Here is a 26,735-nt window from a genome sequence, read left to right on the forward strand (position 1 = left end):
ACCTGGCTCTCTGTAGCCTTGTACTATAGATAGATAAACCCTTCCATTGGGTTTCCTGTCCTTCTTTAGAAACATTTTCATCACCATATATATTATACCATAGAACATCATAGAACAACAGGAAAAAAGATTAAAATTTGACAAATAATTTGGCTTGTATCAATTGGCATTGCAGGGCTATAGTTTTTAGAATTGTATTATTTGCTGCGAAACTAAGGATGTATACTGTAGGTAGGAATGTTAATAAATTAACAATCACGGCTTACATTTTACATAATTTAACATTTCATTAATGTTTAATATATTATTAATTTAAAGGGGGCAAAGGGATGGGTACTTGTACAAGTCTAAAAGATTATGGATTTAATGAAGAACAGTTAAAAAAGCTAGACGAGATAATTGACAAACATAGTTGTCAAGAAAAATTGATTCCCATGTTGGAAGAGATTCAGCAATTACTGGGCTTTATTCCAGTTGATGTGCAGGAACGTATATCTCAAAAAACTGGCATTTGTGAAAATGATATTTATGGAGTGGTTTCGTTTTATTCTTATTTTACTATGGAACCACGGGCTAGACATAGAATTCAAGTATGCCTAGGTACTGCATGTTATGTTAAAGGTGGTAAAGAAATCGCCAATAAGATAGAGTCTAAACTCCATATAAAGCCTGGTGAGAGTACTGAGGATGGGAAATTTACCTATGAAGAGGCAAGATGCTTCGGTACATGTGGTTTAGCACCGGTTATGGCTATAGATGGAACTGTTTATGGCAAGGTAAAAGTTGAAGATATAGACGAAATATTAAGTCAATATGAATAAGTGGGGGGGATTTACTTGCTAGTTAAAGATTTGGAAACCTTGAATGATATAAAGAATAAAGCTTTGAAAATGGGGCAGTTAGATGTTAATGGCAAAAAGGCAAGAATTACAGTGCATATGGGTACTTGCGGAATAGCTTCTGGTGCAAAGGATGTTCTGGATACATTTAAGAAACTTGTTAAAGAATCCAAGGCAAAGGATGTAAAGGTAGAGACTACAGGATGTATGGGCATATGCTCTAAGGAGCCTTTGGTTACAATTGAAGTGGTTAATCAGGAGCCCATAATATATGAATATGTAAACGGAGAAAAAGCTACTGAAATATTCAATGCCCATATAAAAAATGGAAAGATCTTGAGCGAATATGCATTAGCAAGGGGCAAAGAGGTCGAAATTGAAGAGAGAATTAAAAATAACGGCAAGATTGAAGGAAAAGAGGTGTTAGAGGATTCCATAAAAGGAATAGAGGAAATACCATTTTTTAGCCTTCAAAAAAGAATCGTGATGAGAAATAGGGGAGCTGTAGATCCCTTCAAAATAAACGATTATATTGCAAGGGACGGCTATCAGGCAGCATATAAAGCTCTTAAGGATATGGATAGCAACAATGTTATTGATACAGTTCTTGAATCTGGCTTAAGAGGAAGGGGAGGGGCTGGATTCCCCACAGGACTTAAATGGAAGTTTGCGTCAAAATCAGATTCTGATGAAAAATATGTTGTTTGTAATGCAGACGAAGGTGATCCAGGTGCTTTTATGGATAGGAGTGTCTTAGAGAGTGATCCCCATTCAGTTATAGAAGGTATGGTAATAGCCGGTAAAGCTATTGGAGCCAATAAAGGCTATATTTATTGTAGGGCAGAATATCCATTAGCTGTAGAGGTACTCAATAAGGCAATAAATCAAGCTAAGGCCTATGGACTGTTAGGCGAAAATATTTTTGATTCTGGCTTCGATTTTGATATTGAGGTATATGAGGGTGCTGGGGCATTTGTTTGTGGTGAAGAAACGGCATTAATAAGTTCAATCGAAGGCAAAAGGGGTAATCCTAGATTAAAAGTTCCTTATCCAGCAGAGAAGGGTCTATTTAAGGAACCTACAATTATAGATAATGTAGAAACATTAGCAAATATAGCCCCTATAATCTTAAATGGCAGCGAATGGTTTAAAAATATAGGTACGGAAAAGAGCAAGGGTACTAAGGTCTTCTCTATAACTGGAGATATAGTCAATGTTGGATGTGTAGAAGTTCCCATTGGTACCTCTATAAAAACGGTTATAGAAGATATAGCAGGTTGCCCAGTAGATGGTAAGAAGATAAAAGCTGTACAGCTTGGAGGTCCTTCCGGTGGATGTCTGCCAGTAGAATATTTTGATACTCCATTGGATTATGAGCCACTTCAAGAGCTTGGTACTATTATGGGTTCCGGTGGAATGATCGCTATAAATGAGGATAAATCTGCAGTGGATATAGCGCGATTTTTTGTAAAATTCTGTGCAAGTGAATCTTGTGGAAAATGTTTACCATGTAGAGAAGGTACACGTCAAATGGTAAATATCCTCGATAAGATTTGCAGTGGAAATGGGAGCAAAGAGGATATAGATAAATTGGAAGACCTGGCACAAGTGTTTAAGAAGACTGCACTTTGTGGACTCGGCAAAACTGCTCCAAACCCGGTCTTAAGTACATTGAATTATTTTAGAAATGAATATGAAGATATTGTTAAATAGATAGAAGAGGGGTGATATTTGTGATCTTTAGTAATTCGATAAAATATGAGGATTTAACCAGTCAGCTGGATAAGGAAAATGATGTTATTACCATAATAGGTTGTAATACATGTATAAGGGTTTCTGGTGCAGGTGGTCCGGAAAAGATGAGAGAATTGGCATTAAAGCTAAAAAAAGATGGATACAATGTAAAAGACGGTTTTATGTTGCCTATTGCATGTATGGAGCCATATCTTGCTACTGCAAAGCTATCTAACGAGGTCAATACAATTGTTGTTTTGGCATGTACTGCCGGGGTTTCTAATATTAAACGGAATTACCCCCATCTTAAGGTAGTGGAAACGGTGGATAATATAGGACTTATAGTGGCAGATACAAATAAAGGAGTTTTAAAAGTTGCAATGCCTTATGAAAAACATAATAAAAAATTGGGCGAAGAATATCCTATAGGTTCGGACGGGAAAAACAAGATGCCCAATCAACAGATACCTATACAAGTGGGGGTGAAGTAAATGATTATATCTTTAAGGGATTTAAGCTATGAAGAACTTAAGGGCAAATTAAGTAAAGACGATAAGGTATTATTGTGGAGCTGTAATACCTGTATAAAGTTTTGCGGAGTTGGCGGCTATGACAATATGGTATTATTGGAAGATATGCTTACTGCAGATGGATATGAGGTAGTGGGAAAAGAATTGGTTAGTATCGCATGCATGTATTCTTTGGCAGAACAGCATAGGGATGATCCAAATAAAAAAGAATTATTCGATGAAGCTACAGCTATAATTGTATTAGCCTGTGAAGATGGGTATGAAGTTGCAGAGGCAGCTTTTAGTGATAAGAAGGTTATTAGAATAGTTAAGACTGTAGGTGTTGGTAATTTCACTATGGATAGGGGTCCGGTACTAACTGCACCATTTGAAACTACTGGACTAGAGCAGACAGATAATGGTTATTCATTTCCAGAGGTTGCAGAAAAGTTAAACCTATATCCAACCTTTTTTGACAGAAATGAAGCTGCAAAAAATAGCGATGATGGTTTTATAAGTGTAACAATAAATGGGACTCAGTATAAAGTAAGAAAAGATGTAAATATAATGCAAGCATGTGAAGAAAATGGTATAAAAATACCTCACCTATGCAATGAGCCTGATTTGACACCTGATGCTAATTGCAGATTATGTCTGGTTAAAGTCAAGGGTGAGAGGGAATTGGTTCCTGCATGTGCAACACCGGTAAAAGAAAATATGGAGATTGTCACTGAAGATGATGAATTAAATCATAACAGAAGGATTTTGCTTGAACTACAGATGGCAGCCCATGAGCATAATTGCTTGACTTGTCATAAGGGAAATCCATGCATTGCCGGTTCATGTGAATTGCAAGAATTGATACGAGATTTTGATATTGAGGAATCTAGGTACGAGCAAAATAAAGAAAAGCTTCCCGTGGATAAAACCAGTCCGGTACTTGTATATGATCCAAACAAGTGTATATTGTGTGGAAGATGCGTGCGTGCTTGTAGGGAGATAGCATGCCAAAATAACTTAGGATTTGTAAATAGAGGTGATAAAACCTTTGTAGCTGCAGGGGCAAATAAGACATTTGATCAATCCCCTTGTGTTACATGCCTGGCATGTGTATTTGCATGTCCTACTGGTGCAATTACTGAAAAGATCTCCCATTTTGATGGGGACAACTGGGATGAAGAGTTGATTTTTCAGTCATAATGCTTAAAATATGCTAATAAAAATGTATTTGACAAAAGAGGGAATTCAAATTATAATCATTGTAAACCTAATCTACAATTTAGGTTTACAATGATTATAAGGAGATGTTTTTATGAATAGCAAAACAAAAGATATGATTTTGGTATCATTGTTTGCAGCTCTTACTGCAGTAGGGGCATTTATCAAGATCCCCCTACCACCTGTTCCATTTACACTACAGGTATTTTTTGTTATCTTTTCCGGATTGTTTTTAGGTTCAAAGTTAGGATTTCTATCACAGATTGTTTACATAGCCCTTGGGCTCATTGGCATACCTATATTTGCAAATGGTGGAGGAATACAGTATATATTCAACCCGGCATTTGGGTATTTAATAGGATTTGCGGTGGCAGCCTTTGTTGTTGGGAAAATGACTGAAAAATTGCCTAAGCCATCCTTCGGTAAGTATTTTATTGCTTCATTGGTTGGGTTAGTTATCAGTTATGTATTTGGGGTATCATATCTTTATATTATTTTAAAGTATGTAAATAGGGTTTCTACGTCATTTTCAAAGGTGATGATGAGCGGATGTATAGTATTTCTTCCCTGGGATATTGTGAAAATGGCTGCTGTTTCTTGGATAGCAAAAGAGGTTCGTATACGCATAAGGATAGGAAGTGGTCAGAGTGCTTAAAACAATAGAGGAAAAGGTATTAGAAGGTAATGGTATAACTTGGGATGAGGCATTGAACCTTTCAAAACTTAAAGGTGATGATATAAAAGCCCTTTTAGATCTGGCAAATAGAGTCAGAGAGAAAAATGCAGGTAATAGAATTGATCTTTGCTCCATAATGGCTGCAAAGGTGGGAAGATGTTCAGAAAACTGTAAATTTTGTTCCCAGTCGGCTCACCATTCATGCAATATTAATGTTTATGATCTAATAAGCGATGCTGATGTTTCAAAACGTATAGAGGAGATAGAAAACTCCGGTGCCCATAGATTTTGCTTGGTCACAAGCGGTGAAAAGTTAACGGATAAAGAATTTGAACGAATTCTTAAAATATATGATCTGTTAAATAGAAAGACAGATTTAAGCCTATGTGCTTCCCTTGGTGCCCTTGATGCGAATAGGGCTTATGCCTTGAAACAGGCAGGCGTAAAGATGTATCATCATAATGTAGAAACATCACGCAGTTATTTTTCTAAAATTTGTACAACCCATACTTATGATGATAGAATTAATACCATTAAGGCTGCTAAAAAGGCTGATTTAAAAATTTGTTGTGGTGGCATTATTTCAATGGGGGAGAGCATGGTCAATCGTTTGGAGATGGCGTTTGAGATAAAGGAGTTAGATGTGGATTCAATACCTATAAATATATTAACCCCTATTAAGGGAACTCCATTGCAGGATATTAAATTATTATCCCATGATGAGATATTAAAGAGTATAGCACTTTTCCGACTTATTATGCCCCATAAGGTTATTAGATTGGCGGGAGGAAAAGAAAATGGCCTTGGAGAAGATGAGAAAAAGGCCTATATAGGTGGGATAAATGGAGCTTTAGTAGGAAATTATTTAACTACCTCGGGACGAAGGGTAGAAGACGGCTTGAATATGTTTAGACAAATAGGTTATGAAATTAATTAAATATTTTTTATAAATAGGATTATTTAGGTCTAGTGATAGATATTATTTTTATGTATATCACTAGACCTAAATACTTTTTTTAATAGATGAAAGGCTATTATATCTCTATCTGCTGTAATTCACTATAGATCTTATTTTCCAACCGATGTATTGTCCTATAATAAGAGGGTATTAGAAGCAGGTCAGCGCTCAGCCATGCAAAAACTTCTGCTATGGCAATACCGGTAAATCCTAAAAATTTTGGTAAGAAGGCTGCAAGTGTAATCCGTGCTGCAAGCTCAAGACCACCAGAGATCATAGGTATTACTGTATTCCCAAATCCCTGCAATGCAGAGCGATAAATAAACAGTAAATTTAATACACAAAGCATACTAACAGTTATATGCAAATACTTATGAGCAATTGCAATGACCTCCACCTCTTCTTGTGAAACTATAAGTCCAATAAATGTTTCACCAAAAAGAAAAATAATAGCCATTATGCCAATGCAAAATCCCATTGATAGCTTTATGCATTTTTTTAATCCTAAGCGAATTCTATCAAATTTAACTGCACCCAGGTTTTGGCCTGCGTAGGTTGCCATGGCAAAGCCAAAGGTAGCTCCCGGTTGCTCAATGATGCCGCTAATTTTAATTGCTGCAGTATAAGCTGCAACATATAGAGCACCGTATCCGTTAACCACATATTGTAATACCATTGCACCTATAGAAATAATAGAATTCTGCAATGCCATAGGTAGGCCTAATATCAAAAGGTTCTTTACAAACTCTTTTTCAAACTTCCAATCTTTCTTTGCAATATGAAGAAAGTCTATCTTTCGAATAGCCAATATGCAAAACAAGCAGGAACTTGCCTGTGCGATTAATGTGGCATATGCAGCCCCTGCAATACCCATATTAAATTTCATGACAAATAATATATCCAAAACAATATTTATCGAACATGCTATCAATAAAGCAATCAATGGTGTTCTACTATCTCCTAATGCCCTCAATGTAGCAGATAAAAAGTTATAGAACATAGTAATTATGATTCCACCAAAAATAATACTGATATATAAATTTGAGTTATCAATAATATCTGCAGGTGTATTCAATATCTTTAAAATCGGCATCGATAATAGTTGGCTTATAATGGTAACTATAACAGCCACAATGGCAGTTAAGTAAAATGATGTTGTAAATGCTTTTTTTAATCCATTATAATCTCCCGCCCCAAATTTTTGTGCTATTAGAATAGCAAAGCCCTCCGATAATCCTATGCAAAATCCTAATATAGCCCAATCCAAAGAAAATGTAGCTCCAACAGCTGCTAAAGCCTCTACACCAATACCCTGTCCTATTACTATGCTATCGACCATACTGTAAAGCTGCTGAAATATATTCCCGATTAACATGGGGATAGCGAATGATAATAATAAGCGGGTTGGATTGCCACTTGTCATATCCTTTACCATATATACACCTCTAAATACAATTTTCATAACACAATATCATAATAAATCTATTTTGTAAAGCTCTGATTTGCAGCGATTTATCTTTGTTAATTATAGATAAATTGGGTATATAATAGAATAGTAGACTTTAAGGAAGGAGAGATATTATGAAGGCCATTGTATTTTTAGCAGAGGGTTTTGAGGAAGTTGAGGCTTTAACAGTAGTTGACTATCTTAGGAGAAAGGATATAGGAGTAGATACTGTATCCATTACACAAAATAATATGGTGAAAGGAGCCCACGATATTACATTAATAGCTGATAAAAAGATAGATGATATAAATAATCTAGATAGATATGATGGAGCCATAATACCGGGTGGTATGCCAGGTGCTATCAATCTCAGAGATAATGCCAGAGTAATAGAAATTTTAAGTATAATGAATAAAGATGACAAGATGGTAGCTGCAATATGTGCAGGTCCAATAGTACTCCAAAGGGCCGGGATTATAGCAGGAAAAAGGGTTACCTCCTATCCAGGCTTTGAAGAAAAGTTAAAAGATAGTATATATATGGAGGAGCCAGTTGTACGAGACGGTAATATTATAACTTCAAGGGGACCTGCATTGGCGGTAGATTTTGCGATTGAGATAATCAAATATCTAAGGGGAGAAGAAAAAGCAGAAGAACTTAAAGAGGATATATTATACAAATAGTCATAAAAAGCTGTTGATCTATATATTATCAACAGCTTTTTATTGAGAGACTAAATACCCATGATCTTTAAACCAAATAATAGTGTCTTTAAATGTTTCAATTATAGGGCGGACATTATAACCTAATTCAGATGTTGCCTTATCGTGGCTAAATAGCGCATTGCTTGATAAGGTATATAGGGAATAGGGGGTATACAGAGGCCTTTTGCCGGTTATCTGGGCATATTTTGTAACGAACGGATGACAAACTTTTGCAACCCATATAGGAATTTTTATCTTTGGAGGATTCATTCCAGTTATATTCTTTAATATATTAAAAATATCCTCTATAGAAAGGAGGTAGCCTGAGAGTATATAGTTATCTCCTATGGATCCCCTTTGCCCTGCTAATATTATTCCATCTGCCACATCTCTAACATCCACAAAGTCGTAGCTTCCATCAATACGAAAGGGGAGTTTGCCGTTTATAAAGTCCAATATCATTTGTCCCGTATATGAAAGTCTGTATTCATATGGACCTATAACACCTGATGGGTGTACTATAACAGCATTTAATCCATCTTTTACTCCCGCCAGTACGGCTGAAGTTGCTTCAGCTTTTGATTTACCATAATCGCCTATTATTTTCTGAGGTTCAAAATTCAATGTTTCTTTTATAGTTATACCTTTAGGCAGTTCGGTAAAAGCATGGACGGAACTAGTATATATGAGTTTCCCTACATTACATTCCAAACATGCCCTTATTACGTTTTTGGTGCCTTCAACATTAATTTCATACATAGTCTTAGTATCTTTAGATATTATCGATACGATTCCTGCAAGGTGATATACTGTATTCACTCCATTAAATGCTCTAATTAAATCATCAATATTTCTTACATCACCATATATTATTTTTAAATCTAGATGTTCTATGCAGGATGTGTCATCACCAGGTGCTACAAATGCTGATACCGATTCCTTGTTTGCAATAAGTGCTCGTACCAGTGCATTGCCAATATGACCTGTTGCACCTGTAACAACCACCATTTTTATTTCCTCCTTTTAAACAAATGTTTTAATTCTAATTTCAATATACACCAAATACGGTATAATGGCAATACTTTTTAGAGCATATGTCTGGGAAAACATTGATAAATATTCAGTACTATAGAGATCATTGGCATATTCATTTTTTAAAATTTTTGTTCAGTAGTATTTATATAAGTGGTTTCTTTAAAGGCATAGGTGGTTAAATTCGTCGCATATTCTGCCAAGAAAACATTAGATAAACTTTTTATTGACTAATGTGTGATACATGTGTATAATGTGATGTATAAAGAAGCACAGTTTGGGAGGAATAGTGTGAATATTATAATTTCAAATACTTCTGATGTACCTTTATATCAACAAATAAAAGATCAAATAAAAGATGCTATCTTAAGAGGAGAGCTTGAAGATGGAGAACTATTACCATCTATCAGGAATTTTTCAACGGATTTGCATGTAAGTATACTGACTATTAGGAGAGTATATGAAGAGCTTGAGAAAGAGGGTTTTGTATCTAGCCAAGCTGGTAAAGGAACATTTGTACTTGCGGGAAATGCTGATCTTATCAACGATACGAGAAGGCGAATGGTTGAAGAAAAAATGATAGAGACGGTCAACATAGCGAAATCAATGGGTGTTACTAAAAATGAATTAGCGGATATGCTATATATCTTATTTGAGGAGGAATAGTGTATAAATGAAATACTTAGAATAGACAATATATCAAAAAAATTCCCCGATTTTACCTTGAGTGGTATTTCGGCTTTTCTCAAAGAGAATTATATAACTGGATTATTAGGAAAAAATGGTGCAGGAAAATCAACTTTGATTAAAATTATCTTGGGTTGGTTTTTATATTCCTTTAACTTATAAAATGGGATATGTAAAACTGCAAGTTATTAGTGCTGGATTAATATTCATTGCACCTTTTGTTTTTTCCCTAATAATAAAAAGTTTAGGTAGTGACGTTTTAACATTAGCATTTATTGCCGATATTTCAATATGGGTTATCGCTTTTATAGTAATATCCATCTCTATTGTTTCAGTTGCAATCGGCGTGATAGTGTCTAGTCTGATTTTACGCGGTAAAGAATTTTGAGAGGTGAGGAGTATGACTGAGGAAGAGATAGCTATAATTTTAATGTTTGTTTTTGGAATTATTGCACTGCTGTATTCAGTTGGTCAATTCATTAATTTGAAAAAACATCAGGGCCAGATAGGACATGCTATAGGCACTATTATTGATACCCAGACTGTAGCCCCTGAAACTATGAGAATTAACAATTCGAAATGGGCAAAAGTAAGTTATCAAATTGGCGGGAGAGAATATATATCCACCAATTGGGTGCAAGTTTCAATGAATGCTTCACTAGGAGATGAAGTAGAGATATCATATTATAAAAATGATCCTTCAAAACTGTTTTTATCAAAAAATAGTCAGTTTATTATCTTCCTTATTATTGCAGCTGGTTGTATTATAGCAGGACTAATAATATTGCATATCTCTAAATTTCAATATTAAAAAAATATGTTTATCCATTTATCTTCTTTTGTCAAGGGAATAGAGAATGGTATAAGCGGTGATTAGGAATTTTTACAAATGCAATTGGCGTGTGTTTCTACCTACCATTTTATCTGCCATTTCTCTTGTATAATGAAAAATAAAAATGTTTGTAAAAAGCTGATTATGGTAGTAAAATATGAGCAAGTGATGATGGAATTTTTCAGGAAAGAGAGTGATATATATATGGAAAAAGCGGGACTCGTTCTTGAGGGTGGAGGCATGAGAGGTGCATATACTGCTGGATTATTGGCTGCCTTTATGGATGAGGGTATAACGTTCCCTTATGTAATAGGGGTATCAGCCGGAGCCAACAATGGAGCCAATTTCATAGCCAGGCAAAAGGACAGGGGTAAAAAGGTTTTTGTAGACTATGTAGTTGATAAAAGATTTTCAGGGTTAAAAAATATAATAAAGGAAAAAACTTATTTTGGTATGGATTTTTTATTTGATGTATTGCCTAATAAACTGGCACCCTTTGATTATAAGACATTTCATAATTCCAGTACCGTATTTAAGGTAGGGGTTACAGATTGTAAAACAGGCAAACCCATATATTTAAGACACCATGATTTTGATCCACACATATTTATGGAGAAGGTATTAAGGGCATCTAGCAGTTTGCCCCTCATATCAAAACCAGTGGATATTGACGGGCGGAAATATTTAGACGGGGGTATAAGCGATCCTATTCCCATAGAAAAATCTGTTCAGGATGGTAACCGTTATAATGTCGTTGTGCTAACTAGAAATGCTGGTTATAGGAAGGAAGCATCAAAGGTCAATATGCTAGTTAAACGCTCTATTTCAAAATATCCTAATCTTTTAGAAACTCTAAAGCAAAGACATAATACATATAATGAAACTTTGGACAAGATAGATACCTTGCAAGGAGAAGGGGATGTTTATGTATTTAGACCCAAAAAGGAAATAATCGTGGACAGATTAGAACGTGATATAGATAAACTAGATGATTTATATAAACAAGGTTATAATGAGACTATGGAAGAAATGGAAAAGTTTAAGATGTGGTTGAATGGTTTAGATATTGTGAATTATTGTGAATGAAATCAAGTCAAAGGGGTTATAAATTTGGCTTGATTTTTTGTAAATTAAGTTAGTGTAATATTAATGAATTTAGTATATTATATAATAAAGATGATAAAAAATAATGATGAAAAGGGGGTGCGCGTTTGAGAAAAAAGATATTGTTGCTATTGGTTATTATGCTTACTGTTCAAGGTGCTTTTTTTACTATAGTGTATGCTGATGATGTGGATATATCCAAATATACAATACATGCACAGATAAATAAAGATGGTTCTATGGACGTGGAGGAGATTTTGACATATGATTTTGGCGGGAGCTTTAACGGAGCCAGATGGACTATAAACTTAGATGAAAATTTGCCTATGGAAAATATAAAGGTTTTTTTGTCTTCTCAAATAGAACCAAATCAGGTGGATGAAGAAACTCTTATTCCATTTAAATTTGTTGATCAAGCTCAAAAAGGCGATGATGGTGTAGTAAAATTAGAGGATTATGGTGGGAAGAAAGAGATTTGGATATATTCACCTTCTAAAGGGGAGAAAAAGACATTTGTTATCAGTTATACACTAAAGCATGTTATAAAAAGTTACGAAGATACTGCAGAACTATATTGGAAATTCGTGGGTGAAGGTTGGGATCTTCCCATACACAATGTGGATATATCCATAAATTTGCCTAAGGCTACATCAGAAGATTATATAAAGATATTTGGACATGGTCCTCTCACAGGAGAGTCAAAAATAGTTAATGATAAAACAGTTGCTCTGTTTGCAACAGATGTGAAGCCAGGGCAGTTTGTAGAAGCAAGGCTTCTTTTTCCAACGGGTTTAGTATCTGATGTGGAAAATGTAATACCTGAAAAGGCATATGATAGCATTATGGAAGAAGAGGCAAGATGGGCAAATGAAGCGAATGCCGAAAGGGAGACCCATAGGAGAAGGCTTATTATAACAAATATAATAGTAATTGTTTTTATTTTATCTAATGTTATTATATTTATATACCTATATACAAAATATGATAGAGAGTTTAGACCTAAACAAGATATAAAATATTACAGGGAACTTCCTGGGGATTATTCACCTGCAGAAATGAGCGTGCTGTATAACTTTGGTTCGATAAACACCAGGGATGTTACAGCAACATTAATGGATCTCGTTCGTAGAGGCTATCTTAAAATTGAAACATATAAAGTGGAAAAAAGAGGGTTGCTAAAAAATAAACAGGAAGAGGAATATAGGTTTGTAAAGATAAAGGATGCAGATAATGGCATTATTCCACATGAAGCCTACCTGCTAAAATGGTTTATAGATTCTATTGGAGATGGTACATCAGTAACCCTTAAAGCCATTGAAAATTATCCCAAGTCAGCATCAAAAGCTCAGAAATTTAAGAATAAATATGATGTATGGACACAGATGGTCAAGGATGAAGCGAAGGAACGGGGATTTTTCGATGATAGTATAAAGATGGCAAAGGCAAAGGGTGCTATATTTGCATTTGTGGAGTCTATTATAGGATTTATAATAATGCAGATGGGGAATTTAAATGCTGTATTAATGCTTATTGCCGGAATAATACTTTTTATATACAGTATAATGTTTAAAAGGCGTTCCCATTATGGAGCTGAGCAGTTCTATCTTTGGAAAGCATTTAGAAGATTTTTGCTAGACTTTAGCAATATGAAGGAGCATACTATTCCTTCCATAGTCATATGGGAACATTATCTTGTATATGCCATATCCCTTGGGGTGGCAAAGGAAGTAATAAAACAGCTGAAATTGGTTATACCGCCAGAAGAGTTTGCAAATCCATCCCTTACCTATCTATATATGTCTAATTTAAACCACCAATATATATGGATGGACAGGATGGATCATATGACTGGCACATTTGATAGGACCATAAATGCTGCCATTGCTGAAAGCGTAAAATCATCTGCTAGTGGAACAGGTGGTGGATTTAGCGGAGGCGGTGGAGGTGGTGGCGGAGGTACCGGTGGCGGTGCCTTCTGATCATCGACTTTGATAATATAACAAAAAAGGAAGGAGAAAAGTAAATATGAAGTGGATTATATTAGCCATAATTTTATTGATAGTATTTTATGTTATAGGCATCTACAATTCATTGGTTGGAAAGCGAAATAAAGTAAGAAATTCATGGGCCCAGATCGATGTACAGCTAAAGAGAAGGTTCGATCTTATACCAAATTTGGTAAATACGGTTAAGGGGTATGCTGCTCATGAAAAGGATACCCTGGAGAAAGTTGTGCAGGCTAGAAATAAGTTTATGTCTGCTACCACGCCAGATGAAATGATGGAGGCTAATAATGAGCTTACACAGATGTTAAACAGGCTTATGGTGGTAGTGGAAAGGTATCCGGAATTAAAAGCAAATGCTAATTTTATGGAATTACAAAAGGAATTGTCAAATACAGAGGACAAGATAGGATTTGCAAGGCAGTTCTATAATGATACAGTTATGAGTTATAATACATCTATTGAGAGATTTCCTAATAACATAATAGCGAATTCCTTTAATTTTAAGCAGGAGCCCTTTTTTAGAGCAGAGGAAGAGTCAAGGAAAGCACCTACGGTTTCATTCTAGCTATAAGGCTAGTAAACAGGCTATTGGATAATATGGGGTTGATTATGAAAGAAGGTCAAATAATAAAAAGGCATCAAAGCTAACCACAGCTTTGATGCCTTTTTATTAATAATTGGTATGATCATTTCCAATATAATTAAGCTGATATTTTATAGATATTATGTTATTGTTTTTATCATAATTAAAGTCGATATTTTCAGGTCTGCCATCATCTTCTCTGTCTAAAAGATAGCTATTGATGATCTCTTTAGCTATTTCAGTGTTTATACTGTCATATGTTCTGAAAAAATCTTTTCCTGAGATCTCTAAAACAGATATATATGAGCCATCTTTATTTCTTGCTTTTGTTTCTCTTATTTCCCTTAACATTTTATCACCTGCCGGTTATTTGTGATTATTTATATACTGTAGTATTTTATGCGATCTTATAAATTTTAAACTATTTATTATAATATGGTCCAAAAGATTGCGGAAATTGTCGTTTATTGGAGTTTGTGCTATAATTACATAATACACATATATATGAATATATATATATTGACTACTTTGCATAATAACAAGTGGCAGCTAGGAGGGGAGCTGATTATTCATGAAAGAAATATTGCATTTGGGACTTGATATAGGATCTACCACCGTTAAACTGGCAGTACTAGATGATGATAATAATATATTGTTTAATGAATATCGCAGGCATTATACAGATATAAAGAGTACTACGGCAGATTTGATAAATAATGCATATAAAAAGTTTGGAGATGCTCCGATTACTATAATGGTCAGCGGTTCTGGAGGGTTAGGTGTAAATAAATGGCTTAATATTTCTTTTATACAAGAGGTAGTAGCATGCACAAACTATATAAGGAAAGTGGCTCCACAGACAGATGTAGTTATAGAACTTGGTGGCGAAGATGCCAAGATAACCTATCTGCAAGGTAATGTGGAACAGAGGATGAACAGCATATGTGCAGGTGGTACTGGTGCATTTATAGACCAGATGGCCTCGCTTATTCAAACCGATGCTGCAGGATTAAATGATCTTGCAAAAAATTATAAAAATATATATCCAATAGCATCTAGATGTGGAGTATTTGCAAAAACGGATGTACAGGCACTAATAAATCAAGGTGCTTCTAAAGAGGATATAGCTATTTCGGTATTTCAATCTGTAGTCAATCAAACTATAAGTAATTTGGCTTGCGGCAGGCAGATAAAGGGAAATGTGGCATTCCTAGGTGGACCATTATACTTTTTGTCTGAGCTTAGGATGAGGTTTATTAAAACTCTAAAATTATCAGATAAGCAGGTTATTAATCCTAAATATTCTCAATTATGTGTTGCTATAGGAGCTGCTCTTGCCTCTAAAGACCAACCAATTATTGAATTTTCTAAACTATACAGTAAAATTAACAGTATTGGTGGATATTCAGATATTTATATAAAAAGATTAGAACCGCTATTTTCAAGCGAAGAAGAGTTGAAGAAATTTAAAGCAGCACATAATGTACACCGTATGAATAGAAAGGATATAAAAGAGCATAAGGGAGCATGTTTCCTTGGTATAGATGCAGGCTCTACAACCACAAAAGCTGTACTTATAGATAGGGATAATAATATCTTATATGACTATTATGGACATAACCAAGGAGAACCTCTAGACCTTACAGTTCGTATATTAAAAGATATATATATAAAGCTGCCTGATAATGCATATATTGCTTCTTCAGCAGTAACAGGTTATGGAGAGGATCTCATAAAGGCAGCCTTAAAAATAGATTTTGGGGAAGTAGAGACCATAGCCCATTATAAGGCGGCCAGCTATTTTCAGCCGGGAGTAGATTTCATATTGGATATAGGCGGTCAGGATATGAAATGTATGCGTATAAAAGATGGCGTAATTGAAAGTATATTACTAAATGAAGCATGTTCCTCAGGCTGTGGTTCATTTATTGAAACCTTTGCCCATTCTGTAAACATGGATGCACAGGAGTTTTTAAACGAAGCATTACTTGCTAAAAAACCTGTGGATCTGGGATCAAGATGCACTGTGTTTATGAATTCCCGTGTAAAACAAGCTCAAAAAGAAGGGGCTGAAGTTGGTGATATTGCTGCAGGTTTAGCCTATTCTGTCATAAAAAATGCCCTTCAAAAGGTTATAAAGATCAGAAATACCGATGAGCTGGGAGAAAAGATCGTAGTACAGGGTGGTACATTCTATGGAGATGCCATACTAAGGGTGTTTGAAATATTATCAGGTAAGGAGGTAGTAAGGCCTGATATAGCTGGACTTATGGGTGCATTAGGTGCAGCTTTAATTGCAAAAGAGAAGGGTGGTTTAGATTATAGATCTTCTCTAATTGCCCAGGATAAGCTGGAGAAGTTTGATTATAGCACAAAGATGGCCCGATGTGGCAAATGCGGGAACAACTGTCTCCTTACGATAAGCCTTTTCCCAGATGGCACGAAATATATCACTGGTAACAGATGCGAGAAGGGTACAGGGATATCAAATAACAAGGGGGATATTCCTAATCTCTATAGATATAAGTATCATCGTATTTTTGATTATGAACCTTTGAATATTGAAAAAGCCTCTAGGGGTATTGTAGGCATTCCAAGGGTACTTAATATGTATGAGAACTATCCTTTTTGGTTTGCATTTTTTACCGAACTAGGGTTTAGGGTAGAGCTTTCTAGTCAATCATCTAAAAGGATATATGAAAAGGGCATGCATACTATACCATCTGAATCGACATGTTATCCGGCAAAGCTAGTTCATGGACATATAATGGATCTTGTAGAGCGGGGTGTAAAGTTTATATTTTATCCTTGTATATTTTACGAGCATAGGGAGCAGAAAGAGGCAGATAACCACCTTAACTGTCCAATAGTTGCCTCATATCCTGAGGTAATAAAAAATAATATGGAAATATTCAATAAGAAGAATATAAATTTTAAAAATCCATTTTTAACATTAGATGATAAGGAAGGGTTAAAAAAGAGACTGTATACTGAACTAAGGGAGTTTAATATATCGAAGGATGAAATAAGTAATGCGGTAGATTTGGCTTGGGATGAGCAGCAGAAGATGAAGCAAGATATGGAACAAAAGGGCATAGAGACTTTAGAATTTTTAAATCATACAGGGAAGAAGGGTATTGTATTATCCGGAAGGCCTTATCATATAGACCCTGAAATAAATCACGGGATTGATACACTCATTACTTCTTTAGGGATGGCTGTGCTTACGGAAGATTCAGTTGCCCATATTGAAACTATACCAAGACCTCTTAGAGTGGTAGATCAATGGGCATATCACTCCCGCCTTTACGCAGCTGCTAGTTTTGTATCAAAGCAGAGCAATATAGAGCTTGTGCAACTTAATTCCTTTGGCTGTGGTTTGGATGCAGTGACTTCTGATCAGGTACAGGAGATATTAAATTGCAAAGGCAAGATATATACCATGATAAAGATAGATGAGGTAAGCAATTTAGGGGCAATAAAAATAAGGCTTAGATCCCTCAAGGCTGCCATGGACGAGCGGGATAAAAATGGATTTAAGCTAGGTAATAAAGAATATGGAGAAAAACGGATAGTATTTACAGAGGAGATGCGTAAAAACCATACTATATTGATGCCCCAGATGGCGCCTGTACATTTTTATCTTATACAGAAGGCTATGAATACCTGTGGATACAATCTCGAGGTATTGCCATCTGTAGATAGGGAGGCCGTGGATGAGGGGCTTAAATATGTAAATAATGATGCCTGTTATCCAGCAATAATAGTGACTGGCCAATTTATATCTGCATTAAAATCAGGCAAATACGATCTTGATAGGACATCAGTCCTTATTTCCCAGACAGGTGGAGTATGCAGAGCTTCAAATTATATAGCATTTATACGTAAGGCATTAAGGGATGCAGGTTTTGGAAATATCCCAGTTATATCTGCAAATCCAGGTACATTGGAGGATAATCCTGGGTTTACCTATTCATGGGATATGGGTAATAAGGCGTTGATGGCAATACTGTATGGGGATCTACTTACAAAGGTACTTTATAGGGTAAGGCCTTATGAAAAGGTTGAGGGTTCAGCAGATGAGCTTTATAAGTATTGGCTAGATAGGTGTTCAGAATCGGTAATGAATGGTAATAGATCCCAATTTACCAAGAATGTGCGTAAAATAATACATGACTTTGACAATTTGGAGCTAAGGGACTGTGTAAAACCACGAGTGGGTATAGTAGGTGAGATACTGGTTAAATACCATCCTACTGCCAATAATGATATTGTGAAACTTTTGGAACGTGAGGGTGCCGAGGTAGTGGTGCCGGATCTTACAGATTTTATATTATATTGTGCATATAACGAGAATTTTAAATATAAATATCTTTCTAAGGCAAAGTTAAACAAGATGGTAGGGGATATTGCAATAAGGTATATAGAATTCTATAGGCGGGAGATGAAGGTGGCATTGAAAAAGAGCAATCGCTTTAGCCCTCCTGTCAATATAAAACGATTGGGAAAAATGGTTAGTCCTATACTATCGCTGGGCAATCAAGCAGGGGAAGGTTGGCTGCTTACAGCGGAGATGATAGAACTTATAGAGGATGGAGTAGATAACATAGTATGTGTTCAGCCCTTTGCATGTTTGCCAAATCATGTAACAGGTAAGGGCATGATAAATGCTGTTAGATCCATGCACCCTCAAGCTAATATAATAGCGGTGGATTATGATCCAGGTGCAAGTGAGGTAAATCAGCTAAACAGGATAAAACTTATGCTTTCAAACGCTACAAAAAAAATAGAAAAAGAGGACAGCTATACTGCCTCTTTAAGTTGATTATATATATTGCCGTCCTCTTTGTTTGACTTCTTCTTAAAAAAAGACATCCCAAAGCTACTGGCTATCCAAAGCCCCAATCTACGTATGCCGGCTTCAAAACCAAATATTTTAAACATTTTCATGGCGCCTGAAAAACTATAAAATTCTTTTACAGCGTGAAAGAATTCTGATTGTAGTTCCCAAGGCGTCATATTTTTGGGTCTAAATACCACATTCATCATGTCATAGTATTGCCAATCATCTATGAGCATTCTATCTTCTTTTACAAATTGGTCATAGACAGGGGTGCCTGGGTAAGGAGTAAGTATTGCAGGTTGAAGCTGATATGCATTTATGTTTTTGCAGAAATCCACTGTTTTGCGTATGTCTTCTTTTGTGTCATAATCAAGGCCCAATACAATGCTGGCGATGAGTTTTATCTTATATTTTTGCAGTATATTACCGCACCTTTCTATATCTTTTATCTTTTGGTGTTTATCTATATATTCAAGGGATTCTTGATTTAATGATTCTATGCCAATTAGTACTCTGTTTAAATGTGCATCCCTAAGAAGGGCCAATAGTTCTTCATCATTTGCCATATCGGTTCGGCCAAAGAAAAAGGTTTCCTTAAAAATCAAATCATTTTGGATCATTTTTTGCAGTATTTCTTTTGCCCTGTTTTTATCAGCGGTGAAATTATCATCCTCAAAATTTACATATTTAAAACCCATATCCTTGTACATTTGAAGTTCTTCTATTACATTATCGGGAGTTCTTTTTCTATATGGATAGAACATACGGGATGTAGTACAAAATATACATCCAAATGGACAGCCCCTTGATGTCATTACATTTGCTACTTTGCAGGGAGTTTTGAGTATGCTGTAATCCGGGAAGGGAACTGTATCTAGGTCTTTTACAGGTGGAGCATATACTATAGAATCGGTTATATTGCCCTCTACTACATCTAGTATTGCGTTTTCGCCTTCGCCTACTATAATTTGATCAGCATGCTTAAGTGCCTCATCGGGCTTAGAGGAGGCATGTATTCCTCCCATCAATACTCTCTTTTTATATTTATTTCTAAATATATCACCTAGCTCGTACGCCCTTGTTGCATTGGATGTCATTGTATATATACAAAAAACATCGGCATCTTTTATGGCGTCAAAATCCAAATTTTTATAGAGTTCCTCATAAACTTCTACCGTATGTCCTGCGTCCTTGAGTATCCTGCCTAATATAAGAGGACCTGTTATTGAATTACTTCTACCGTAGAAGGAACCTCCCAACCTATAAATGGCATTACGCCTGATATCGGCAGCAGGAGTTATAAATACAATTTTCATGATATTCACCTCTCAAATATTTTAGAATTCCTACTATCCAAATACCATATTATTTGAACTTTATCATTAATTATACTCTAGTGATTGACATTTTACAACTTAATACGCCAAAAAAGGACAAGCTATAGGGTAAAATTTATATAAACATTTGTGAATATTACATGTAAAATCAATGAACGCAGGTACTTCTTTTAGAATCCACTTCCTGTATATGACATTATCATAGAATAATCATAGAGTTTTAAAATATATGTTGACATGGTTAATGTTCCCTGCTAAAATGTAAATCAAATTATATTAATGCTAATAAATATCCAATGACGGAGAGAAAAGATCCATAGCCATCATCTTCAGTGAGCCGGTGTTAAGTGGGAACCGGTGGATGGAGGATTTAATGCTCACTCCAGAGGTGTAAATCTGAACGATATATTCTAGTAGGGTTTAACGGTGGATCCCGTTATAGATTAGGGGTTTGATAGAACCTTTTGAGGCTGTATGTTATAAGACATCAGCAAAGCTTGGTGGTACCGCGAAAGTAACCTTTCGTCCTTGCATAAGGATGGGGGGTTTTTTATTTATAAAAATTTACTTAACGAGCAGAATACTAGTTTATAAGGAGTTGATGGCAAATTGGGGATTTTAAACGTCTAAATGGCAAGGTGTATATATATGATTCTACCCTTCGTGATGGGACGCAGTGTGAGGGCATATCTTTTACGGTACTAGATAAGATAAAGATTGCAAAAAAACTTGATCGTTTAGGAGTAGATTATATAGAAGCTGGTAATCCGGGATCAAATCCAAAGGATTTAGAATTTTTCAAAGAGGCAAAAAAAGTTTGTTTTAAGCATGCAAAACTTACTGCCTTTGGCAGCACGCGGAGGGCCAATGTACCTGTATTAGAGGATAAAAATATTCAGGCTCTTTTAGATGCAGAGACACCGGCAGTAGCCATATTTGGGAAGATATGGGATTTTCATGTGACGGATATTATAAGAACCACCTTAGGGGAAAACCTTCATATGATATATGATACGGTTGAATACATGAAATCAAAGGATAAGGAAGTTATATTTGATGCGGAGCATTTTTTCGATGGATATGAGGCGAATAAAGAATATGCATTAAAGGTGCTTAAAACGGCTGTAGAGGCTGGTACTGACTGGCTGGTATTATGTGATACAAATGGAGGTACATTTCCGTCTGAAATAGGAGGTACAGTATCATATATAAGTTCTCTATTTGATGTACCAATCGGCATCCATTGTCATAATGACTGCGACATGGCGGTTGCTAATTCTATAATTGCAGTAGAAAATGGTGCAGTGCAGGTACAGGGTACATTTAATGGTTATGGTGAGAGATGTGGTAATGCAAATCTCACAACTATCATACCAAATCTACAGCTGAAGCAGGGGAGAAGATGTATATCTGAGGGCCATATGATAGATTTAACGGATGTATCAAGATATATAAGTGAACTTGCAAATCTATCCCATGATTCCCATATGCCATATGTAGGGAATAGCGCATTTGCACATAAAGGTGGTATGCATATAGATGCTATTATAAAAAATCCGAGATCGTTTGAGCATATCTATCCAGAGTTAATAGGTAATCAGCGCCGGATACTCATGTCGGAGGTAGCAGGACGTAGTACAATATTAAGTAAGATCCAAAAGGTAGCACCATGGGTCACTAAGTATTCTGAAGAGACTCAAAAGGTTATAGATAGATTAAAACAGTTGGAGTATGATGGATATCAATTTGAAGGGGCTGAAAGCTCTTTGGAACTTATGATAATAAGGGCACTTGGAATGCAAAAGACATTCTTTGATGTAAAGGATTTTAAGGTGATATGTGAAGATCATTGGGAGAGCGAGTATAATGCTAGTGCAGTAATAAAGGTAGCTGTGGATGGAGTAGATGAGATAACGGCAGCGGACGGTGACGGTCCAATAAATGCCCTAGATAAGGCATTAAGAAAGGGCCTTGAAATATTTTATCCCCAGCTTAAAAGCATAAGACTTACCGATTATAAGGTTAGGGTACTTGATACATCCTATGCAACTGCATCTAAAGTTCGAGTGCATATTGAAACTACCAATGGAAAGGTTACATGGGGGACTGTAGGAGTGTCTAGCAATATAATTGAAGCCAGCTGGAATGCCCTTGTAGATTCTATAGAATATTTTCTTTACCATGATGACAAATTAAATACTATCCAAAATTAAACGAGCACGTAACGATCTACCTTGCACCATCATAGATAGCTTATTGTCCAACCATGATCCCTCGACCATGATTGAACAGTTCACCACCTATGGTGATGGTTTGTTCGACCATATACGATACCTACCCGGCCATATGCAATCTCTCGACTGCATACAGCTACACAAATTCCCAGCACCGTATATTATCTTAGCTCGACACTATGAAATAGGTTGGAACCCTATTACAATCAATACCCTAAGACGATACGACTGTAATAAAGCTTTTCCCAACTCCATAGTATCTTCCCTCCGACTGTATACAAGCGGTTGTACCTGTATACAATCTTTGGCCGACCTATATATACCCCAACGCACCAGACGCGGAGCATATATAAGTCTGGGCTCGACCGTTACGTACCCGATACTATTATAATAACCGATTGTAAAATTAATATTCTGAAAAATAATGGGATTTATATTGATGTATCAGTTCAATGGGTGGACAGATTTATATTTTGCGTATAAAAAGAAAACCGCCTAATCCCTACGGATAAGCGGTTTTTTCTGGTCTGGGTGAGAGGAATTGAACCTCCGACCTCTTGAACCCCATTCAAGCGCGCTACCAAGCTGCGCCACACCCAGTCATTTGAACGCAGATATTATGATACTATAACATAGCAAAAAAATCAAGTGCTTTTAAAAAAATATCTTAATAATGACTATTTACCTTCTTCTTCAGTATTTAATCTTGTAGTATTTCTCCATCCCCTGTAGTTATGACAATATTATTAACATCTAGTTTTTTTGTGATTTCTATTATAACATGGGGATAGGTGAGCATCTCTGCAACCATAGCATCCTTTGCATGTGAGCTTTATTATTTTAGACGGTATAAGGCTTGAAAAGTTTCAAAATATAATAAAAAAAGTAAATGGCATTTGACAATAACATAATATGGGTATATACTATACTGAAGATAAAGAGTGGAATTTAATTCAAATGGAGTGATGGATATGGCAAGACCGGTTAAATGGAGGAAGGTTGGATTTATTCCAGATAACACATACTTTACCCCCTGTATGAATAGAGGTTGTACATGCAATGATAATATTAAGAAAATTGAGCTTAAGGTGGAAGAGCTTGAAGCTATAAGGTTAAAGGATGTGGAAGGGCTAACACAGGAAGAGTGTGCTCAAAAAATGGAGATTTCAAGGCAAACTTTTCAAAATGTAATAGATGCTGCTAGAAGAAAAGTGGCAATTGCTTTAGTGGAAGGCAATGCCATATCTATACAAGGAGGTCATTACACTAGAAATATATGTCATTATAAATGTACAAATTGTGGCAATGAATTTGAAAAGCGTTTCGAGGACAACATAAAACAGTGTAATGTATGCGGCTCAGATGCGGTAAAGTGCAGGTGTCAAGGTACTTGCAGTATGGGCTGTAATTGTCATCAATAGAAGTGATAAATACAATTAAAAGGAGGGAATTTTATGCCAGATGACAAGAATTATAATGATAGATCATTGAATGATCGAGAAGTTTTGATTCCCATAGAGGGTATGACTTGTGCTGCCTGCTCAAGGGCAGTAGAAAGATCTATTGGGAAGCTAGATGGTATAGAGGAGGTAAGTGTCAATCTTGCAACTGAAAAGGCAAAGGTAGGATATGATCCTGACAAGGTTAGACTTTCAGATATAAAAGAGGCGGTGGCAAAGGCGGGGTATAAGGCATTGGATCCTCAAACTAGTGTCCAGCCTGATGTGGAGCAGGAAAAACGTGATAGGGAAATCAAGCATATGTGGATCAAGTTTAGATTGTCTGTCATATTTGCGATACCCCTATTATATATAGCTATGGGGCATATGATTGGACTTCCGCTCCCGCCTTTTCTTCATCCGGAGCACCATCCCCTTGCATTTGCCATTGCACAGCTCATATTGGTAATACCCATAATAGGTGCAGGGTATAAATTCTATACGGTAGGCTTTAGAGCGCTCTTTATGGGCAGTCCCAATATGGATTCCCTGGTTGCCATAGGTACCTCCAGTGCACTTATATATGGTATATATGCTGTTTTTCAGATTGCAAATGGTCATACGGAATACGTAATGCAATTATATTTTGAATCAGCAGGAGTAATAATAACTCTCATACTTCTAGGTAAAACATTGGAATCGGTGGCAAAGGGAAAGACTTCAGATGCTATAAAAAAGCTTATGGGTTTAACGCCTAAGGAAGCCATCATAATAGACCATGATGGGACAGAAAAGGTAATACCAGTAGCTGACGTAGAGGTAGGGGATATAATTCTAGTAAGACCGGGAGAGCGTATTCCGGTAGATGGTGATGTAATAGAGGGATATACGGCTATAGATGAGTCTATGCTTACGGGAGAGAGTATACCAGTGGATAAAAAGGCGGGAGATGTGGTAATAGGCGGGAGTATAAACAAGACTGGGACCATAAAATTTAGGACTACTAAGGTAGGAAGTGATACTGTTCTATCCCAAATAATAAAGATGGTAGAAGATGCCCAGGGTAGCAAGGCACCGATAGCACGTCTTGCAGATATTATTTCTGGGTATTTTGTACCTACGGTTACTGTAATTGCCATAGTATCGGCAATTGCTTGGCGTATTGCTGGGCATACTACAAATTTTGCCCTTACCATATTCATATCTGTACTGGTCATAGCCTGTCCATGTGCCTTAGGTTTGGCAACGCCTACTGCTATAATGGTGGCCACTGGAAAAGGTGCAGATCTCGGGATACTCATAAAGAGTGGAGAGGCATTGGAGAGACTTCATGATATAAATACTGTAATATTTGATAAGACAGGTACTATAACAAAGGGTTCGCCCCAGTTAAATGACATAATAGTCTATAATGATATGAAAAAGGATGCACTTATAGGATTTGCTGCTGCCGGGGAGAGGGCGTCGGAGCATCCAATAGCACAGGCTATAGTGGAGTTTGCAAAGGTAAAAGGTATTGAGATACCAGAAGCAGATGGATTTGAGGCAATACCTGGCCATGGCATAACATGCATGGTGGATGGGCACTCTATACTCATTGGCAATAAAAAGCTTATGGAATCAAAAAATATAGAATTGGAAAAGGGTTTAGATGATTTTAAAAAGCTTGCTAATAAAGGGCAGACTCCCATGTATGTAGCTATAGATGATAAGCTATCTGGTGTTATAGGGGTGGCCGATGTGATAAAGGATACCAGTAAGCAGGCAATAGAGCAACTTCACAGGATGGGTATACAGGTATTTATGATAACAGGAGATAACAGGGCTACTGCATCGGCCATTGCAGAGCAGGTGGGGATAGATAATGTATTGTCTGATGTACTGCCGCAAGACAAGGCTGAAGAGGTGAAAAAGCTGCAGGATGGCGGGAGAATAGTAGCCATGGTAGGTGATGGTATAAACGATGCCCCTGCCCTTGCTCAGGCTGACGTAGGTATAGCTATTGCATCAGGCACGGATATAGCCATGGAATCGGCAGATGTAGTGCTTATGAGAAATGATCTAATGGATGTACCAGTTGCTATACAGCTTAGCAATAGGACCATAAAGAATATAAAAGAAAATCTTTTCTGGGCTTTTGCCTATAATTCACTAGGTATACCCATAGCAGCAGGGGTACTATATCTATTTGGTGGTCCACTTTTAAACCCCATGATTGCGGCAGCTGCCATGGCGTTTAGTTCTGTTTCTGTAGTATCAAATGCCCTTAGATTAAAGGGCTTTAAGCCAGAATACAAGATATAATGAAAGGATGGATATAATGAAGAAAAAGATTTTTATAGATGGCATGAGCTGTCAGCATTGTGTAAACAGGGTGACTGTAGCCCTCAATAACATGGAAGGTGTATCATCTGCAAAGGTAAATCTTGATGGTGGATTTGCTGAGGTGGAACTGGATAAGGATATATCTGATGATGCATTTAGAGAGATTATAGATGATGCAGGTTATGATGTAATAAAGATAGAAAATGAATAATAAAAATGGCTGTGCAA

Annotated in this window: 22 protein-coding genes, 1 tRNA gene and 1 other annotated feature; of the genes, 18 read left to right on the forward strand and 5 right to left on the reverse strand. The window is 36.3% G+C overall.

Annotated elements, in window-relative coordinates; genetic code table 11:
• Positions 1–329: 329 nt before the first annotated feature.
• From EJN67_RS08450 to bioB, 6 genes are all read left to right on the forward strand, one after another.
• Positions 330–821, forward strand: coding sequence for an NADH-quinone oxidoreductase subunit NuoE family protein (locus tag EJN67_RS08450; protein ID WP_129723895.1), 492 nt, complete (start codon positions 330–332; stop codon positions 819–821).
• A gap of 15 nt (positions 822–836) precedes the next feature.
• Positions 837–2,552: a NuoF family protein gene (locus EJN67_RS08455; RefSeq protein ID WP_243641262.1), complete on the forward strand. Its 1,716-nt coding sequence runs from the start codon at positions 837–839 to the stop codon at positions 2,550–2,552.
• Positions 2,553–2,572: 20 nt separating this feature from the next.
• Entirely contained in the window at positions 2,573–3,064 is a 492-nt protein-coding gene (locus EJN67_RS08460) for a hypothetical protein (protein ID WP_129723896.1), read from the forward strand.
• A complete protein-coding gene (locus EJN67_RS08465) occupies positions 3,065–4,282 on the forward strand; it encodes a 2Fe-2S iron-sulfur cluster-binding protein (RefSeq protein ID WP_129723897.1) in 1,218 nt (405 codons plus the stop codon).
• Between the two features lie 112 nt (positions 4,283–4,394).
• The gene (locus EJN67_RS08470; protein WP_129723898.1) at positions 4,395–4,955 is read left to right on the forward strand and encodes a biotin transporter BioY; all 561 of its coding nucleotides are present in this window, start codon (positions 4,395–4,397) and stop codon (positions 4,953–4,955) included.
• A complete protein-coding gene (gene bioB, locus EJN67_RS08475) occupies positions 4,948–5,913 on the forward strand; it encodes a biotin synthase BioB (RefSeq protein WP_243641263.1) in 966 nt (321 codons plus the stop codon). Before EJN67_RS08470 ends, bioB begins: the two co-directional genes overlap by 8 nt.
• A gap of 97 nt (positions 5,914–6,010) precedes the next feature.
• Here the strand turns inward: bioB and EJN67_RS08480 are convergent, their stop codons facing one another.
• Positions 6,011–7,369: an MATE family efflux transporter gene (locus EJN67_RS08480; protein WP_129723900.1), complete on the reverse strand. Its 1,359-nt coding sequence runs from the start codon at positions 7,367–7,369 to the stop codon at positions 6,011–6,013.
• 143 nt (positions 7,370–7,512) lie between these two features.
• On the opposite strand from EJN67_RS08480, the gene EJN67_RS08485 reads away from it, so the two are divergent.
• Positions 7,513–8,064, forward strand: a complete 552-nt coding sequence (locus EJN67_RS08485) for a DJ-1 family glyoxalase III (protein ID WP_129723901.1) — start codon at positions 7,513–7,515, stop codon at positions 8,062–8,064.
• A gap of 39 nt (positions 8,065–8,103) precedes the next feature.
• On the opposite strand, the gene EJN67_RS08490 is transcribed toward EJN67_RS08485, so the two are convergent.
• Positions 8,104–9,093 carry an SDR family oxidoreductase gene (locus EJN67_RS08490; RefSeq protein ID WP_129723902.1) on the reverse strand — a complete coding sequence of 330 codons (990 nt, stop codon included), beginning with the start codon at positions 9,091–9,093 and terminating at the stop codon, positions 8,104–8,106.
• Positions 9,094–9,408: 315 nt separating this feature from the next.
• Here EJN67_RS08490 and EJN67_RS08495 point away from each other — a divergent pair, with 315 nt between their 5' ends.
• From EJN67_RS08495 to EJN67_RS08520, 6 genes are all read left to right on the forward strand, one after another.
• Entirely contained in the window at positions 9,409–9,783 is a 375-nt protein-coding gene (locus tag EJN67_RS08495; protein WP_129723903.1) for a GntR family transcriptional regulator, read from the forward strand.
• Positions 9,784–9,840: 57 nt separating this feature from the next.
• A complete protein-coding gene (locus EJN67_RS14535) occupies positions 9,841–9,966 on the forward strand; it encodes an ATP-binding cassette domain-containing protein (protein WP_165000806.1) in 126 nt (41 codons plus the stop codon).
• Between the two features lie 238 nt (positions 9,967–10,204).
• Positions 10,205–10,615: a DUF3592 domain-containing protein gene (locus tag EJN67_RS08505; protein WP_129723904.1), complete on the forward strand. Its 411-nt coding sequence runs from the start codon at positions 10,205–10,207 to the stop codon at positions 10,613–10,615.
• A 225-nt stretch (positions 10,616–10,840) separates the two neighbouring features.
• Positions 10,841–11,722 carry a patatin-like phospholipase family protein gene (locus EJN67_RS08510; RefSeq protein WP_129723905.1) on the forward strand — a complete coding sequence of 294 codons (882 nt, stop codon included), beginning with the start codon at positions 10,841–10,843 and terminating at the stop codon, positions 11,720–11,722.
• Positions 11,723–11,847: 125 nt separating this feature from the next.
• The gene (locus EJN67_RS08515) at positions 11,848–13,719 is read left to right on the forward strand and encodes a DUF2207 domain-containing protein (protein ID WP_129723906.1); all 1,872 of its coding nucleotides are present in this window, start codon (positions 11,848–11,850) and stop codon (positions 13,717–13,719) included.
• Between the two features lie 46 nt (positions 13,720–13,765).
• The gene (locus tag EJN67_RS08520; protein WP_129723907.1) at positions 13,766–14,311 is read left to right on the forward strand and encodes a LemA family protein; all 546 of its coding nucleotides are present in this window, start codon (positions 13,766–13,768) and stop codon (positions 14,309–14,311) included.
• Between the two features lie 105 nt (positions 14,312–14,416).
• On the opposite strand, the gene EJN67_RS08525 is transcribed toward EJN67_RS08520, so the two are convergent.
• Positions 14,417–14,680 (reverse strand): hypothetical protein, encoded by a 264-nt coding sequence (locus EJN67_RS08525; protein WP_129723908.1) that lies wholly within the window; start codon positions 14,678–14,680, stop codon positions 14,417–14,419.
• A gap of 220 nt (positions 14,681–14,900) precedes the next feature.
• On the opposite strand from EJN67_RS08525, the gene EJN67_RS08530 reads away from it, so the two are divergent.
• On the forward strand, positions 14,901–19,154 hold the full coding sequence (locus tag EJN67_RS08530) for a 2-hydroxyacyl-CoA dehydratase (RefSeq protein WP_129723909.1): 4,254 nt from the start codon (positions 14,901–14,903) through the stop codon (positions 19,152–19,154).
• On the opposite strand, the gene EJN67_RS08535 is transcribed toward EJN67_RS08530, so the two are convergent.
• Positions 19,133–20,488, reverse strand: coding sequence for a B12-binding domain-containing radical SAM protein (locus tag EJN67_RS08535; protein ID WP_129723910.1), 1,356 nt, complete (start codon positions 20,486–20,488; stop codon positions 19,133–19,135). The genes EJN67_RS08530 and EJN67_RS08535 overlap by 22 nt on opposite strands.
• A gap of 308 nt (positions 20,489–20,796) precedes the next feature.
• Positions 20,797–21,042 (forward strand) — a binding site (T-box leader).
• Positions 21,043–21,147: 105 nt separating this feature from the next.
• Here EJN67_RS08535 and cimA point away from each other — a divergent pair.
• The gene (gene cimA / locus EJN67_RS08540) at positions 21,148–22,722 is read left to right on the forward strand and encodes a citramalate synthase (RefSeq protein WP_243641264.1); all 1,575 of its coding nucleotides are present in this window, start codon (positions 21,148–21,150) and stop codon (positions 22,720–22,722) included.
• A 544-nt stretch (positions 22,723–23,266) separates the two neighbouring features.
• Here cimA and EJN67_RS08545 read toward each other — a convergent pair.
• Positions 23,267–23,343: transfer RNA gene (locus EJN67_RS08545), tRNA-Pro, on the reverse strand.
• A gap of 371 nt (positions 23,344–23,714) precedes the next feature.
• On the opposite strand from EJN67_RS08545, the gene EJN67_RS08550 reads away from it, so the two are divergent.
• The 3 genes from EJN67_RS08550 to EJN67_RS08560 are packed head-to-tail and all read left to right on the forward strand — an operon-like array spanning position 23,715 to position 26,718.
• Entirely contained in the window at positions 23,715–24,164 is a 450-nt protein-coding gene (locus EJN67_RS08550) for a DUF134 domain-containing protein (protein ID WP_129723912.1), read from the forward strand.
• A gap of 33 nt (positions 24,165–24,197) precedes the next feature.
• On the forward strand, positions 24,198–26,486 hold the full coding sequence (locus EJN67_RS08555) for a heavy metal translocating P-type ATPase (protein WP_129723913.1): 2,289 nt from the start codon (positions 24,198–24,200) through the stop codon (positions 26,484–26,486).
• Between the two features lie 16 nt (positions 26,487–26,502).
• Positions 26,503–26,718: a heavy-metal-associated domain-containing protein gene (locus tag EJN67_RS08560; protein WP_129723914.1), complete on the forward strand. Its 216-nt coding sequence runs from the start codon at positions 26,503–26,505 to the stop codon at positions 26,716–26,718.
• Positions 26,719–26,735 lie beyond the last annotated feature (17 nt).

The sequence above is a fragment of the Xylanivirga thermophila genome (assembly GCF_004138105.1).
In the GTDB taxonomy this organism is placed as follows: domain Bacteria; phylum Bacillota; class Clostridia; order Caldicoprobacterales; family Xylanivirgaceae; genus Xylanivirga; species Xylanivirga thermophila.